The following is a 13,332-nucleotide window of genomic DNA, read 5'->3' as shown; positions in this document are numbered from 1 at the left end:
CCTATCGGTTTCGAGGCAAACCTAACCTCGCAAGGTTCAGCATGTCACGCAGGATTTGATTGACCTAACGTCAATCTTCTCGAGCCAGCAAATCTGTCCGGCTCAGTGTGAAATCGGATGCGATCCAGCGCGCTTTCAGCGTGGCAAGCCGCGCGCCCAGCGAGGGTCCGGAATAGGCTGGCATCAGATCGCGGGCAGTGACCGGAAACACGGCCGCAGCACCGCGCGCAATCGCGGCGGGCGCATGCGGATCAAGCGGTTGTTCCAGCAAAGCGGCACGCAATAGAAGCGCATCGCGGGCGGCCTCGGCGCCCAGATCATGCCCCAGCTCTCCGGCCCCGGCTGTGCCCAAAGCAGCGCGGCGCAGCGTGACCAGCGCCGCCATCTGCGCCTTGCTCAACCGGAGCGAGTCCAGTGTTTCGCCGTCGCCAAGTGCAGCCAGCCGCCGGATCGGGTCGGCGCTCAGCCCGTCTTCCAGATGCACCAGCGGCGCCAGCGCCCGATCGTCAGCGCCGGGCAAGAGCTGCGCCAGAACCCCGGCGGCACGCATGGCGGCGACCGAGGGCGCCGGATCGAGCGCGGCAAGCAACTTCAGCATCTCGGCCCCCACCCTCTCGCGCGAGAGGCGGGTCAGCCCGTCGAGATTGCCGGCAATCGCCGCAAGCGCTTCGGCATCGAAACCGGCATCGGCATCGCCATACCATGCGTGGAACCGGAAATATCGTAGCGAACGAAGATAATCCTCGCAAATGCGGTCGGTGGCATCGCCGATGAACCGCACGCGCCGCGCCTGCAGATCGGGCAGACCATCCAGCGGGTCCAGAACCGTGCCGTCGGGCCGGGCATAAAGCGCGTTCATGGTGAAATCGCGCCGCGCGGCATCCTCGTGAATCGAGTCGGAAAAGGCGACCACCGCGCGGCGGCCATCGGTTTCCACATCCCGGCGAAAGGTGGTCACCTCATGCGGAATACCCCCGGCAACCAGCGTCACGGTGCCATGGGCGATGCCGGTGGGCACCGCTTTGATCCCGGCCGTCGCGGCCAGCTCCATCACGCGCTCGGGACGGGCATCGGTGGTTATGTCGATATCGCTGACCGGTGCCCCCAGCAGCGCATTTCGGACACAGCCACCGACGAACAGCGCCTGCGCACCGCCATCTGTCAGGGTCCGGCAGACCCTTTGCGTTGCCGGGTGGGTCAACCAGGCCTCGTTGATACGGGTCACGGCTGCATCCTTTCGGCCAGCCCCCTCAACATCCGAGCGGTGGCGCCCCAGATATAGTAAGGCCCGAAGGGTACGGTGAAATAGTGCCGCCGCTGCCCGCGCCAGCGGCGCGACTGAACCGAATAGTTCTCGGGCCGCATCAGATGCGCAAGCGGCACGCTGAACACCTCTTCGACCTCACCCGGCTCTGGCCGGATGTCGAACGCGCGTTCGATCACTGCTACCACCGGTGTCACGGTAAAGGCGGTCACTGTCTCGTGTGACGGCAGGGTCCCCAGAACGCGCGGCAGGTCTCGTGGCAAACCGATCTCTTCTTGTGCCTCGCGCAGGGCCGCGGCGATGACATCGGCATCGCCTTCGTCCTGCTTGCCGCCCGGAAAGGCGATCTGGCCGGGATGATGTTTCAGCGCCGAGGAGCGTTTGGTCAGGATCACCCGGGGCGCGCCGTGTGCCAACGTCACCGGCACCAAGACCCCGGCGGGGCGCAACTTGCGCCCCTCGGGCAGGACCGTACCGGGATTGAGGTCAAAATCACTCGACCCCGGCCCGGGCCGGGCCAGCGCCGCAAGCAGAGGGTTGACCGGGTCAGTCACCCTGATCCGCCTCGAACCCGACCGAGGCCGGGTCCAGCACGTAATGCGCGCCGCAGAACTGGCAATCAGCGGTCACCGTTCCCTCATCCGTGGTCATGTGACCAATATCCTTGGCGGAATAGATCGACAGGCTCTGGCGTACCCGCTCCTCGGAGCAGGTACAGCCAAACCGCACCGACTGTGCATCGTAGACACGCGGTTGTTCCTCGTGAAACAGCCGTACCAGCAGGTCGGTCGGCGGCAGCGCCGGGCCGATCAACTCAAGATCCTCGACCGTGTCGAGCAGGATATTGACCCGGTTCCAGTTCTCGCCCTCGTCACCGTCCACCAGATCGGCGGCGGTCAGAATATCGCCAGAACCCGGCCCGCCGGCGGCAAAGGGCGAGGCCTTGGGCATGTGTTGCAACATCACGCCACCGGCGCGCCAATGCTCTGGCACACCCGGTTCGGTGGATCTTCCGAACCGCAGCTGAAACCGTGTCGGCAGCTGTTCGGATTGCGCGAAATAGGCCTCGGCACAGGCGCTCAGCGACCCGCCCGCCAGCGGGGTGATGCCCTGATAGGGCTGGGTCCCCTTGCCCTGGTCGATCAGGATCGCGAAATAGCCCTCTCCCACCTGATCGAAGGGGGCGCCATCGGTCAGCCGGTCGCGATCGAAACTGGCATAGGCACGGATGCGCGCCGGCTCGCCCTCGACCTGCGGGGCATAGTAATCGGTGGCGATCATCCGCACCGCGCCCTTGGACTGTACCTGCAACGACAGTTTCCAGCGCAGGCCGATGGTCTGGCCGATCAGCGCGGTCAGCAAGGCCATCTCGGCCACCAGGGCCTCGACCACGGTGGGATAATCATGCTGTTTCAGAATGCCGTCCAGCACACCGTCCAGCCGCGCCACGCGGCCACGCATGTCGGGCAAATCGAGCTGAAAGGGCAGGACCGTGTCGTCCCACGCGATTTTGGTTCCGAGTGTCATGGGTTTCCTTGCACGCCAAGTCTTGGCATATCGCGACCATATAGGGTCGGACAAGCCGCGTTGAAAGGGCCTCTACATGATCAGACGATTTGGGGAAAGCCCCGAGCCGGGGCGCCGCTATATCCGCCGGGTGGGGGCCTATGCCCTGCTGCCGCGCGGATCGGACCTGCTGCTGACCAGCCAATATGACCCCGATCCCGATCTGCAACTGCCTGGCGGTGGCATCGACCCAGGCGAATCGCCAGTCGCCGCGCTGCATCGCGAGGTTTACGAGGAAACCGGCTGGCTGATTGCCGCACCGCGCCGGGTGGGGGCGTTCCGGCGATTTGCCTATATGCCGGAATACGATCTCTGGGCCGAGAAGATCTGTCTGATCTATCGGGCCCGGCCCGTGCGTCGTATCGGCCCGCCGACGGAAACCGACCACGCTGCCCTGTGGATGCCGGCGCTGGACGCTGCGGGCTTGCTGGGGAATGCCGGTGATCGCCATTTCGCCGCGTGGCACCTGGCGCAGATCAGGGCCCGTTGAACTCGAAGAACGTGGCCGAGACATCATCCTCAAGCCCGTGTTCGGGCGACATCACCTGCGTCAAGCGCCAGAACAGGTCATCCAGAAACTCCTGCCCGCCCTGTTCCGGATTACACTCGTTGACCAGTGCAAGCAGCCCCTCGGGCTCCAACATCTCGCCATTGGCGAGACGGCACTCGGTAAACCCATCGGAATATAGAAGCAGCCGGTCGCCAACCTCCATCTGCGCCTCGACCTGCGTATAGGGAATGCCCGGCAACAGGCCGATGGGTACGCCGCCCTCGCCGATGAATTCCGCCGTGCCGTTCCGGCGCAAAAGCAGAGGATGCGGGTGGCCAGCCTGCACCATCCGCAACATGCCACTACGCAGGTCCATAATCGCATAGACCATGGTAAAATACTCTTCGATCCCGGTATCGGCGATCAGGCGCGAGTTCAGGGTTTCGGCCACATCCTGCGGCTGGCGCAGGGCGTAGAACTTGTTGAACCGTTTCTCCATCGCGACGTTCTGATCGAAGTACCGGCTGGACAGATAGCCGCCCAGCCGCGCGGTCATCATCGCCGAGGTGATACCGTGGCCCGAGACGTCGATGCTGTAGAATCCGACGCGATTCGGTCCGGGCGAGAACATGCCGACGAGATCACCACCGATATGACCGCAGGGTTTCAGCAACAGGCTGATGCGTGACGAACCAAAATCCTGGCTGAAATCGGGCACCAGCGATTCCTGGATCTTGCGCGCCTGAATCAGGTCCTTGTCGATGGCATCGTGGGCGCGTTTCAGGTCGTCCAGAGCCTGTTCGATCACCTCGTTCTTGGCCGAAAGCTCTCGCTGCATGCCGATCACGCGGTCCCCGGCCGAAATCCGCGCCCGCAGCTCGTCCGAACTGACCGGCTTGATCAGGAAATCGTCGGCCCCGGCGTCAAGTCCTTGCGCCACCTCGTTCTTTTCGCTCTTGGATGTCAGCAGGATGAAATAGCAGTATCGGTCAGAATTCAGTTGCCGGAACGCCTCGCAGAAGTCGACGCCGCTCATCCCCGGCATGACCCAATCGCTCAGCACCAGATCGGGCATGGCGCGAGCGCAGATTTCCATCGCCTCCTCGCCGCTATCGGCCTCGATCACCTCGAATCCCCATTTCTTCAGCGAGCTCGACAGGATGCGGCGTTGCAATCGGCTGTCATCGACAACCAGCACCCGGCGGATTGCGCCCAGTTCCATTTCGGTCTGGGCCTCCATTTCCCTACCATGCAACACTGTCGTCTGTCCCGAATTCACCAAGGCCAAGGATACTGGCACGCTAGACAGGCCTCCGTTAACATCTCATGAAAGTGCAAATTGCCGCTTTTGCACCTGCCTCTCTTTACCGGCTGTTTACCCTCGATCTCCTAATGATGGGTGAATGGGGCAGACAGAACGGAGGTGCGCCATGATTCACTGGCCCCGCGTGACCCAATTACGGGAAGAGGTCGGTGCGGAGGATTTCGACGAGGTTGTAGACCTGTTCCTGGAAGAGGTCGAAGAGGTGATCACGCGTCTTCGCCAGACACCGGACCGCAACTTGCTTGAAAAGGACCTGCATTTCCTCAAGGGCAGCGCGCTCAGCCTTGGGTTTCAGTCCTTTTCCGCCCTGTGCCAAGATGGCGAGCGGCAATCGGCCGCCGGCCATGCGGACGCGGTCGACCTGGATGCAATCATCAACAGTTTCGAGGCGTCGAAATCGGTGTTCCAGTCGGAACTGCCCGGTCATATCTGACCGCGTTCAGATCACGAACTGCGCCAACGTCTCGTTGCGCGTGATGTCGGTATAGGTGAACCCGGCCTCGTCCAGACGAGCGTAAAGGCGCTCGAAATTCTCGGGCTGGGCGGTTTCGATTCCGATCAGGACCGATCCGAAATTGCGCGCCGATTTCTTCATGTATTCGAACCGGGCGATATCATCATCGGGCCCCAGAATGTTCAGAAATTCCTTCAGCGCGCCCGGTCGCTGCGGCAGACGCAGCAGGAAGTATTTCTTGACCCCCGAATAGCGTTGCGCGCGTTCCTTGACCTCGGGCAGTCGTTCGAAATCGAAATTGCCGCCCGAGGTGACACAGACCACGGTCTTGCCCCTGATGAAGCTTTGCACATCCGCCACCGCCTCGACCGACAGCGCGCCCGCGGGTTCCAGCACGATCCCCTCGACATTCAGCATTTCGATGATGGTGGTGCAGATCCGATCCTCGGACATCACCAGCACATCCGACATGTGCCGCGATTTCAGCAGTTCGAATGTCTTTTCGCCGATCCGGCCCACCGCCGCGCCATCAACGAAATTGTCCACATGATCGAGCGTCACCGGATGCCCCGCCGCCAGCGCCGCGCGCAGACAGGCACCGCCCTCGGGCTCGACAAAGATGCAGTGGCTGCGATCCCCGAACCATGTGGCCACCCCCGCCGACATGCCGCCGCCGCCGACCGGCAGCACCACATGATCGGGCACGCCGCCCAGTTGTTCCTCGATCTCGACAGCCAGCGAGGCCTGCCCCTCGATCACATCGGCATCGTCGAAGGGTGACAGGAAATGCCCGCCCTCTTGCGCACACCAGGCCTGTGCAGCGGCCAGCGTCTGGTCGAAATAGTCACCGGTCAGATGAATCTCGACCTGATCGCCGCCGAACATCCGGGTTTTCTGGATCTTCTGCTGCGGAGTGGTCACCGGCATGAAGATCACACCCCGCACCCCCATGTGCCGACACATATAGGCCACGCCCTGGGCATGGTTACCCGCACTGGCACAGACGAACAGCGCCTGCCCCGGCTGCTTGCGCATCGCGTTGAACGCGCCGCGGATTTTGTACGACCTGACCGGGCTCAGATCCTCGCGCTTGAGCCAGATATCGGCGCCATAACGCGCCGACAGATGGTCATTGCGCTGCAACGGCGTGGCGGGGAAGACATCGCGCATCGCCTGTTCGGCGGCGCGGGCACGGGTCATGAAATCGCTCATTCCGCCTGACTGCCGCAACCCCGCGCCCGAGGCAAGGAATACATTGGTGTGCTGGACTACTCCCACCGATTTCGCCGCAGTTCGGATGCCGCAACTTGCCCCCAACCGCAAAAACCGCTACGGCCCTTGCGTCATACGTAAATGGGGAAGTCCAATGTCCGCGCCCAAGAAAGTTGTCCTGGCCTATTCCGGTGGCCTCGATACCTCGATCATCCTGAAATGGTTGCAGACCGAATATGGCTGCGAGGTTGTCACCTTTACCGCCGATCTCGGCCAGGGAGAGGAGCTGGAACCCGCCCGCAAGAAGGCCGAGCTGCTGGGCATCAAGCCCGAGAACATCCATATCGAGGATGTGCGCGAAGAGTTCGTGCGCGACTTTGTCTTCCCGATGTTCCGCGCCAATGCAGTGTACGAAGGGTTGTATCTGCTGGGCACCTCGATTGCGCGGCCGCTGATCTCGAAACGTCTGGTCGAGATCGCCGCCGAGCATGGCGCAGACGCGGTGGCCCATGGCGCCACCGGCAAGGGCAATGACCAGGTGCGGTTCGAACTTTCCGCTTATGCGCTGAACCCCGAGATCAAGGTGATCGCGCCCTGGCGCCTGTGGGACCTGACCAGCCGCACCCGCCTGTTGGAATTCGCCGAACAGAACCAGATCCCGATTGCCAAGGACAAGCGCGGCGAGGCGCCGTTCTCGGTCGATGCGAACCTGTTGCACACTTCGTCCGAGGGCAAGGTGCTGGAGGATCCGGGCGTCGAGGCGCCCGATTACGTCGCCCAGCGCATCGTCGCGGTCGAAGACGCCCCCGACACGCCCGAGTTCATCGAGATCACCTTTGAAAAGGGTGACGCGGTGGCGATCAACGGCGAGGCGATGTCGCCCGCGACCATCCTGACCCGTCTGAACGAGTTGGGTGGCAAGCACGGTATCGGCCTGCTGGACTTTGTAGAGAACCGCTTTGTCGGGATGAAATCGCGTGGCGTCTACGAGACCCCCGGCGGTACCATCCTGCTCGAGGCGCATCGCGGCATCGAACAGATCACGCTGGACAGCGGCGCGGGCCATCTGAAGGATTCGATCATGCCCCGCTATGCCGAGCTGATCTATAACGGCTTCTGGTTCAGCCCCGAGCGCGAGATGTTGCAAGCCCTGATCGACAAGAGCCAGGAACATGTCACCGGCACCGTCCGGCTGAAACTCTACAAGGGCTCGGCACGTACCGTCGCCCGCTGGTCCGATCACTCGCTTTATTCCGAGGCCCACGTGACCTTCGAAGAAGACGCGGGCGCCTATGACCAGCAAGACGCCAAGGGCTTCATCCAGCTGAATGCGCTGCGGCTGAAACTGCTTGCGACCCGCAACCGTCGCGTTGCTGGCAAGTGAGCGGCGAAGACGATTTTGACGATGATGACGAACTGGACATGTTCGTCGAGGCGCAGGACACCGTCTGGCCCGATGTCCTGCGCGAACTGACCCAAGGACAGAAGACGAGCCACTGGATGTGGTTCGTCTTTCCGCAACTGGCCGAACTGGGCCAGTCGCATATGGCGCAGCTTTACGGGATCGGGGATCTGGACGAGGCGACCGCCTATCTGGCCCATCCCGCATTGCGCGCCCGCCTGATCGAGGTCAGCCGCCTGATGCTGACCCATGCCGGTAAACGGCCCGAAGATGTCCTGGGCAGCATCGACGCCAAGAAGCTGCGTTCTTCCATGACGCTGTTCGCCGCGGTGCCGGACGCGCCGGGCGAGTTTCGCGCGGTTCTGGAGGCGTTCTATGACGGATCGCCCTGCCCCCTGACCCTGCGCGCGCTGGGTGCCTGACCCTGCCGCTTGGTCAGGCTTGCCAAGCGCGGGCCGGTTTCTTACCGCTTTTCCCAGCAACATGAGGGGCGCAACATGCTTCAGGATATCGCCGACAAGATGCAAACCGAACTGGCGGGAAAAAGCTTTGACGGATCGCTGAAATTCGATTGCGGCGACGATGGTGTGATCGTTCTGGCTGACAACACCGCCAGCACCCAGGACCGCGACACCGACTGCACCATCCGCCTGAGCCAGGACAACCTGATCAAACTGCTGACCGGCAAGCTCAACCCGATGACCGGCGTGATGATGGGCAAGCTCAAGATCAGCGGCAACATGTCCGTGGCGATGAAACTGGGACAATTGCTGGGCTGATCGCGCCTCAGATCTTCTTCGCCCGCATACGTTCATAAAACGGCATCGCGACCTGCAAGACCGGCTGCAACACCTCTGGAACCTCGGGAAGTTCGCCCTCGGGTCCGGCAAAGCCGGTCGAGTTCCAGACCGCCCCGTACCAATGCCGTGCCCAGACGCCATCATCCTTGTGACCACCCCTGGGCCAGCTCAGCATATGCGGCGACCACGGGACGCCAATCCGGTCGCAGAGCCGTTCCAGCATTCGCGCCGGATCTTCGCGGATATCGTGACTGTCTATGACCACCGGGTCGCCTCCCCAGCCAGACACCTCGTCAAACAGTTCTGCCTGCTGACGAAAGCCGATATCCTCCAGCGTCGGGTTCTCGCGCTTTTCGGCATAGCTGGCGATCACCCGTGCCGGATGGCGGATCAGGAACACGTTTCGCACCGCCCGCATCCAGTCACGCGGGATGCCGGGGATCATGTGCTGGGTCATGTGTTTCTGGTACCAGAACGGCCGCGCACCGGGATTGGACCCACTCAGCGTCGCCGCCACTACCTCTGGGTCCTGTGGCTGTGCGGCCAGCACCTCTTCGCGCATCGGGTGGTTCAGCCCCGTCATCGCCAGATAGGCGGCATAGAAGGGCTCGTCGATCACCGCGCAATCGGTCCGGGCGCCAAAGGCGTACATCATCGCCGTCGACAGGTTGCGCGGCCCCGACCACATGGCGATTTTCATCTACTGCCCTCCGTTTACGGGTATTCGCCGCACGCTATCGCCCCGTTCGCCGCGTTCCAAGGGGTAAACACCGCATCAACAGCGCGTGACATTCGATGACGGAACCTTGCCGCAAATCCGGTTGCGGGGCAGCCTGATCAGGACCGGAAATGGAGGATCATCATGTTCCCTATCCAGACGCTCAAACCCGTCGCATTGGTGGTTGCCATGGTGCTGGCAACGATCCTGCAAGGGGGCAAGGCCGAGGCCGCAGAGACCGAAACCCTGACCGTTGCAGGCGGTTGTTTCTGGTGCGTCGAGGCCGATTTCGAGAAAGTACCCGGCGTGCTGGGTGCGGTGTCCGGTTATACAGGCGGAACGCTCGACAATCCAACCTACAAGCAGGTCTCGCGCGGCGGCACCGGGCATTATGAGGCTGTGCAGATTCTGTTTGACCCCGACAAGGTTTCGCGCGAACGCCTGCTGCATCTCTTTTTCCGCTCGGTCGACCCAACCGATGCAGGCGGCCAGTTCTGTGATCGCGGTGACAGCTATCGCACCGCGATATTTGTCTCTAACAAGGCAGAAAATGCGCTTGCAACTCAGGCCAAAGTCACCGCAGAAGCGGAATTGGGGCAAGCAGTCGTGACTCCGATCCTGGAAGAAACCCGTTTCTACCCGGCCGAGGCCTATCATCAGGACTATGCCAAGGGCGAAAAGCTGGTACTGACCCGGTTCGGCCCGAAACGACAGAACGAGGCCTATAAACTCTATCGCAAATCCTGTGGTCGGGATGCGCGGGTGAAACAGCTATGGGGTGATGCGGCGCCCTTTGCGGGCAGTTAGAACCGCGCCTCCAATACCTCTTTCAGATCGGGGATCACATCGGCCGTGCCGTGACGCATCACCATCAGCGCAGCGGCGCGCATCGCCTGAGCAATCGCCTGCGGCATCGGCAGGCCGCGATCCATCCCCGACAGAACATAACCGGTAAAGGTATCACCTGCCCCGGTTGTATCGACCGCCTTGACCTTGTGGGCGGAATATTCCGCCGTTTTCCCCTGATTAGTGTCGAAATAGCGCGCGCCTTTCGATCCCAGGGTCACGATGACATGCTGCACCGGCAATTGATCCGGCGACAGGCCGGTCGCCTGTTGCAGCTGCTCGGCCTCAACCGCGTTCAGGATCAGGAAATCGAGCCACGGCAGGACATCCCGCACCGCCTGAGCATCAAAGGGGGCTGCGGCATAGCACACTGTCAGACCGCGCTCCTTGCCCAGCCGCGCCGCTTCGACCTGGGCGCTGGTTTCGTTCTGCATCACCAACAGGTCGCCCGGCGCGGCATCGGCCAGCACGCTGGCGACCCGCTCGGGCGATATGGCCCGGTTGGCACCGGGCAACAGGACGATCAGGTTCTCGCCCCCCGGCTCCACCGCGATGATGGCATGGCCGGTGGGCGCCTCCAGCGTCGCGATATGGCGGGTATCGACGCCATATTCGGTCAGCCGGTCGATGGCCCAGCGCCCATCCGGCCCCACCGCGCCGATATGGTGCACCTGCGATCCGGCGCGGGCAGCGGCCACCGACATATTGGCGCCCTTGCCGCCCAAAAACCGCTCCATCCCCGAAGCGGCCAGCGTCTCGCCCGGCCCCGGCAGATGCGGCACGGCATAGACCATGTCCGCATTGATCGAACCAAGGTTCCAGATCGCCATGGCCTAACCGATCTCGGCCGAGGCCAGCACCGCCATGTTCAGGATGTCATTGGCGGTGGAGACGGTCGAACAGATCTGGATCGGCTTGTCGACACCGGTCAGGATCGGGCCGATCACCGTGGCGCCCGCCATCTCCTGCATCAGCTTGGTCGAGATCGAGGCCGAGTGCCGCGCAGGCACGATCAAGATGTTCGCGGGGCCGGTCAGACGCGAGAAGGGGTAGGCCTCTTTCGAGCGCGGGTTCAGCGCCACATCGACGGTCATCTCGCCTTCGAACTCGAAATTCACCCCGCGCTCTTCCAACACCTTGGGCGCCTTCGTCAGCTTCTCGGTCCGCTCCGAGATCGGATAGCCGAAGGTCGAGAAACTGACAAAGGCCACGCGCGGCTCCAGCCCCATATGACGCGCCACGTCTGCGGCGCGTTCGGCGATGGTGGCCAGATCGTGCTCGTCGGGCCACTCGTGCACCAGCGTGTCGCCGATCAGCACGATCTTGCCCTTGTGCAGCAGCGCGGTGATCCCTGCCGCCCCATGTGCGGCATCGGCGTCGAACACATGGCTGATCTGGTGCAGCACATGCGCAGATTTCCGGGTCGCGCCGGTCACCAGCCCGTCGCCATGGCCATGCGCCAGCATCAGCGCCGAAAACACGTGCCGGTCGCGCGCGGCCAGTCGGTGTACATCCTTGTGATCAAAGCCCTTGCGTTGCAGGCGCGAGTACAGGAACTCCTTATAGGTCTCCAGATGCGTGGTGTTGGCGGCGTTCACCACCTCAAGCTCACGCACCGCATCGCCCAGGCCTGCGGCTTCAAGCTTGGCCTTCACGTCGTCATGACGGCCCACCACCAGCGCCTTGCCATAGCCCGAGCGCTGATAGGTGACCGCTGCGCGCAGCACGCGGGGATCATCGCCCTCGGCAAAGATCATCCGGCTTTGCGCCTTGCGGGCGCGGGCGTTGATGCCGCGCAGGATGCTGGCGGTCGGGTCCATCCGCGATTTCAGACCCAGCTCATAGGCATCCATGTCGATGATCGGCCGCCGCGCCGCGCCGGTATCCATGCCAGCCCGCGCCACGGCGGGCGGAATGCGGTGGATCAGACGCGGGTCGAACGGGGTCGGGATGATGTAATCGCGGCCAAAGGTCAGGCTTTTGCCATAGGCCATCGCGACCTCATCCGGCACATCCTCGCGCGCCAGCCCCGCCAGCGCATGGGCACAGGCGATCTTCATCTCGTCATTGATGGCGCGGGCATGAATGTCGAGCGCACCGCGGAACAGATAGGGAAAGCCCAACACGTTGTTGACCTGGTTGGGATAGTCGCTGCGCCCGGTGGCAACGATGGCGTCGGGCCGAACCTCGTGCGCCTCTTCCGGCGTGATTTCCGGGTCGGGGTTCGCCATGGCAAAGATGACCGGGTTATCGGCCATGCTCTGCACCATTTCCTGCGTCACCGCGCCCTTGACGCTGACGCCCAGGAACACGTCGGCCCCCTTCATCGCCTCTTCGAGGCTGCGCAACTCGGTCTTGATGGCATGGGCCGATTTCCACTGGTTCATGCCTTCGGTACGACCCTGATAGATCACCCCTTTGGTGTCGCAGACGATGCAGTTTTCATGCCGCGCGCCCATGGTTTTCAGCAGTTCGATACATGCGATGCCTGCCGCCCCTGCCCCGTTCAGCACGATCTTCACATCTTCGATCTTCTTGCCCGAGATATGCAGCGCGTTGATCAAGCCCGCCGCGCAGATCACCGCCGTTCCGTGCTGATCGTCGTGAAAGACGGGGATGTCCATCTCTTCTTTCAGGCGCTGCTCGATGATGAAACACTCGGGCGCCTTGATGTCTTCGAGGTTGATGCCGCCGAATGTCGGCCCCATCAGCTTGACCGCTCGACAGAACTCGTCCGGGTCCTCGGTGTCCAGCTCGATGTCGATCGAGTTCACGTCGGCAAAGCGCTTGAACAGCACCGCCTTGCCCTCCATCACCGGCTTGCCGCCCAGCGCGCCCAGATTGCCCAGGCCCAGAACCGCCGTCCCGTTCGAGATCACCGCAACCAGGTTCCCTTTGTTGGTATAGTCATAGGCCAGCCCTGGATCGGCCGCGATCGCCTCGCACGGAACGGCAACACCCGGGGAATAGGCCAGCGACAGATCGCGCTGCGTGGTCATGGGAACGGTCGCCTGCACCTCCCACTTGCCGGGGGTCGGTTCCAGGTGAAAGGCCAGCGCCTCTTCGTTCGTTATCTTCGCTTTGGGCATGGAATGGGTCGTTTCTCTGCTATCCGGGCTTTCAGCCTCATAGCCCTGAATGCAGCGCATCTCAACCGTCGAGACTGTGTGCTCGGAATCGAAAAATATGGTAACGTGCCAACAGTGCGGCACCCGAACATCCCTACGCCAAATTTATCTCTAGGCAATCCCACATT

The 13,332-nt window shown here is 62.6% G+C and carries 14 protein-coding genes; 6 read left to right on the top strand and 8 right to left on the bottom strand.

Features of this window, described 5'->3' with window-relative positions; all coding sequences use genetic code 11:
• Window positions 1–70 precede the first annotated feature (70 nt).
• The 3 genes from AC2FNA_RS13275 to hslO are packed head-to-tail and all read right to left on the bottom strand — an operon-like array spanning window position 71 to window position 2,791.
• Window positions 71–1,225, bottom strand: a complete 1,155-nt coding sequence (locus AC2FNA_RS13275; protein WP_496827246.1) for a CCA tRNA nucleotidyltransferase — start codon at window positions 1,223–1,225, stop codon at window positions 71–73.
• Window positions 1,222–1,818, bottom strand: a complete 597-nt coding sequence (locus AC2FNA_RS13270; RefSeq protein ID WP_496827244.1) for a CoA pyrophosphatase — start codon at window positions 1,816–1,818, stop codon at window positions 1,222–1,224. Before AC2FNA_RS13270 ends, AC2FNA_RS13275 begins: the two co-directional genes overlap by 4 nt.
• Window positions 1,811–2,791 (bottom strand): Hsp33 family molecular chaperone HslO, encoded by a 981-nt coding sequence (gene hslO / locus AC2FNA_RS13265; protein ID WP_496827242.1) that lies wholly within the window; start codon window positions 2,789–2,791, stop codon window positions 1,811–1,813. The genes AC2FNA_RS13270 and hslO overlap by 8 nt, the downstream gene beginning before the upstream one ends.
• A gap of 76 nt (window positions 2,792–2,867) precedes the next feature.
• Between hslO and AC2FNA_RS13260 the strand changes: the two genes are divergently transcribed.
• The gene (locus AC2FNA_RS13260; RefSeq protein ID WP_496827240.1) at window positions 2,868–3,320 is read left to right on the top strand and encodes an NUDIX hydrolase; all 453 of its coding nucleotides are present in this window, start codon (window positions 2,868–2,870) and stop codon (window positions 3,318–3,320) included.
• Here AC2FNA_RS13260 and AC2FNA_RS13255 read toward each other — a convergent pair.
• The gene (locus tag AC2FNA_RS13255; protein ID WP_496827238.1) at window positions 3,307–4,560 is read right to left on the bottom strand and encodes a PP2C family protein-serine/threonine phosphatase; all 1,254 of its coding nucleotides are present in this window, start codon (window positions 4,558–4,560) and stop codon (window positions 3,307–3,309) included. The two genes, AC2FNA_RS13260 and AC2FNA_RS13255, sit on opposite strands and share 14 nt — an antisense overlap.
• Before the next feature lie 190 nt (window positions 4,561–4,750).
• Here AC2FNA_RS13255 and AC2FNA_RS13250 point away from each other — a divergent pair, with 190 nt between their 5' ends.
• A complete protein-coding gene (locus AC2FNA_RS13250) occupies window positions 4,751–5,077 on the top strand; it encodes an Hpt domain-containing protein (RefSeq protein WP_496827236.1) in 327 nt (108 codons plus the stop codon).
• A gap of 6 nt (window positions 5,078–5,083) precedes the next feature.
• Here AC2FNA_RS13250 and ilvA read toward each other — a convergent pair whose 3' ends face one another.
• Window positions 5,084–6,310: a threonine ammonia-lyase IlvA gene (ilvA, locus tag AC2FNA_RS13245; protein ID WP_496827234.1), complete on the bottom strand. Its 1,227-nt coding sequence runs from the start codon at window positions 6,308–6,310 to the stop codon at window positions 5,084–5,086.
• A gap of 154 nt (window positions 6,311–6,464) precedes the next feature.
• Between ilvA and AC2FNA_RS13240 the strand changes: the two genes are divergently transcribed.
• From AC2FNA_RS13240 to AC2FNA_RS13230, 3 genes are all read left to right on the top strand, one after another.
• Window positions 6,465–7,694 carry an argininosuccinate synthase gene (locus AC2FNA_RS13240; protein WP_496827232.1) on the top strand — a complete coding sequence of 410 codons (1,230 nt, stop codon included), beginning with the start codon at window positions 6,465–6,467 and terminating at the stop codon, window positions 7,692–7,694.
• Entirely contained in the window at window positions 7,691–8,134 is a 444-nt protein-coding gene (locus AC2FNA_RS13235) for a DUF1810 domain-containing protein (RefSeq protein ID WP_496827230.1), read from the top strand. The genes AC2FNA_RS13240 and AC2FNA_RS13235 overlap by 4 nt, the downstream gene beginning before the upstream one ends.
• A 75-nt stretch (window positions 8,135–8,209) precedes the next feature.
• Window positions 8,210–8,491, top strand: a complete 282-nt coding sequence (locus AC2FNA_RS13230; RefSeq protein WP_496827228.1) for an SCP2 sterol-binding domain-containing protein — start codon at window positions 8,210–8,212, stop codon at window positions 8,489–8,491.
• A 7-nt stretch (window positions 8,492–8,498) separates the two neighbouring features.
• On the opposite strand, the gene AC2FNA_RS13225 is transcribed toward AC2FNA_RS13230, so the two are convergent.
• Window positions 8,499–9,212 carry a sulfotransferase-like domain-containing protein gene (locus AC2FNA_RS13225; RefSeq protein WP_496827227.1) on the bottom strand — a complete coding sequence of 238 codons (714 nt, stop codon included), beginning with the start codon at window positions 9,210–9,212 and terminating at the stop codon, window positions 8,499–8,501.
• A gap of 162 nt (window positions 9,213–9,374) precedes the next feature.
• On the opposite strand from AC2FNA_RS13225, the gene msrA reads away from it, so the two are divergent.
• On the top strand, window positions 9,375–10,037 hold the full coding sequence (gene msrA / locus AC2FNA_RS13220) for a peptide-methionine (S)-S-oxide reductase MsrA (protein WP_496827225.1): 663 nt from the start codon (window positions 9,375–9,377) through the stop codon (window positions 10,035–10,037).
• Here msrA and AC2FNA_RS13215 read toward each other — a convergent pair.
• Both AC2FNA_RS13215 and AC2FNA_RS13210 read right to left on the bottom strand, forming a co-directional pair.
• Window positions 10,034–10,906, bottom strand: coding sequence for a ribokinase (locus AC2FNA_RS13215; protein ID WP_496827223.1), 873 nt, complete (start codon window positions 10,904–10,906; stop codon window positions 10,034–10,036). The genes msrA and AC2FNA_RS13215 overlap by 4 nt on opposite strands.
• A gap of 3 nt (window positions 10,907–10,909) precedes the next feature.
• A complete protein-coding gene (locus AC2FNA_RS13210) occupies window positions 10,910–13,165 on the bottom strand; it encodes an NADP-dependent malic enzyme (RefSeq protein WP_496827221.1) in 2,256 nt (751 codons plus the stop codon).
• Between the last annotated feature and the right edge of the window lie 167 nt (window positions 13,166–13,332).

The sequence above is a fragment of the Ruegeria sp. YKSD163 genome, assembly GCF_059612905.1.
The sequence above is the reverse complement of the archived record's forward strand: the minus strand, read 5'-3'. Positions and strand labels throughout refer to the sequence as shown.

Excerpts from the sequence above, each read along its gene's own strand:
- hslO (WP_496827242.1), bottom strand. The coding sequence starts at position 2,791 with ATGACACTCGGAACCAAAATCGCGTGGGACGACACGGTCCTGCCCTTT.
- AC2FNA_RS13255 (WP_496827238.1), bottom strand. The coding sequence starts at position 4,560 with ATGGAGGCCCAGACCGAAATGGAACTGGGCGCAATCCGCCGGGTGCTG.
- ilvA (WP_496827234.1), bottom strand. The coding sequence starts at position 6,310 with ATGAGCGATTTCATGACCCGTGCCCGCGCCGCCGAACAGGCGATGCGC.
- AC2FNA_RS13215 (WP_496827223.1), bottom strand. The coding sequence starts at position 10,906 with ATGGCGATCTGGAACCTTGGTTCGATCAATGCGGACATGGTCTATGCC.
- AC2FNA_RS13260 (WP_496827240.1), top strand. The coding sequence starts at position 2,868 with ATGATCAGACGATTTGGGGAAAGCCCCGAGCCGGGGCGCCGCTATATC.
- AC2FNA_RS13250 (WP_496827236.1), top strand. The coding sequence starts at position 4,751 with ATGATTCACTGGCCCCGCGTGACCCAATTACGGGAAGAGGTCGGTGCG.
- AC2FNA_RS13230 (WP_496827228.1), top strand. The coding sequence starts at position 8,210 with ATGCTTCAGGATATCGCCGACAAGATGCAAACCGAACTGGCGGGAAAA.
- AC2FNA_RS13210 (WP_496827221.1), bottom strand. The coding sequence starts at position 13,165 with ATGCCCAAAGCGAAGATAACGAACGAAGAGGCGCTGGCCTTTCACCTG.
- AC2FNA_RS13225 (WP_496827227.1), bottom strand. The coding sequence starts at position 9,212 with ATGAAAATCGCCATGTGGTCGGGGCCGCGCAACCTGTCGACGGCGATG.
- AC2FNA_RS13240 (WP_496827232.1), top strand. The coding sequence starts at position 6,465 with ATGTCCGCGCCCAAGAAAGTTGTCCTGGCCTATTCCGGTGGCCTCGAT.
- msrA (WP_496827225.1), top strand. The coding sequence starts at position 9,375 with ATGTTCCCTATCCAGACGCTCAAACCCGTCGCATTGGTGGTTGCCATG.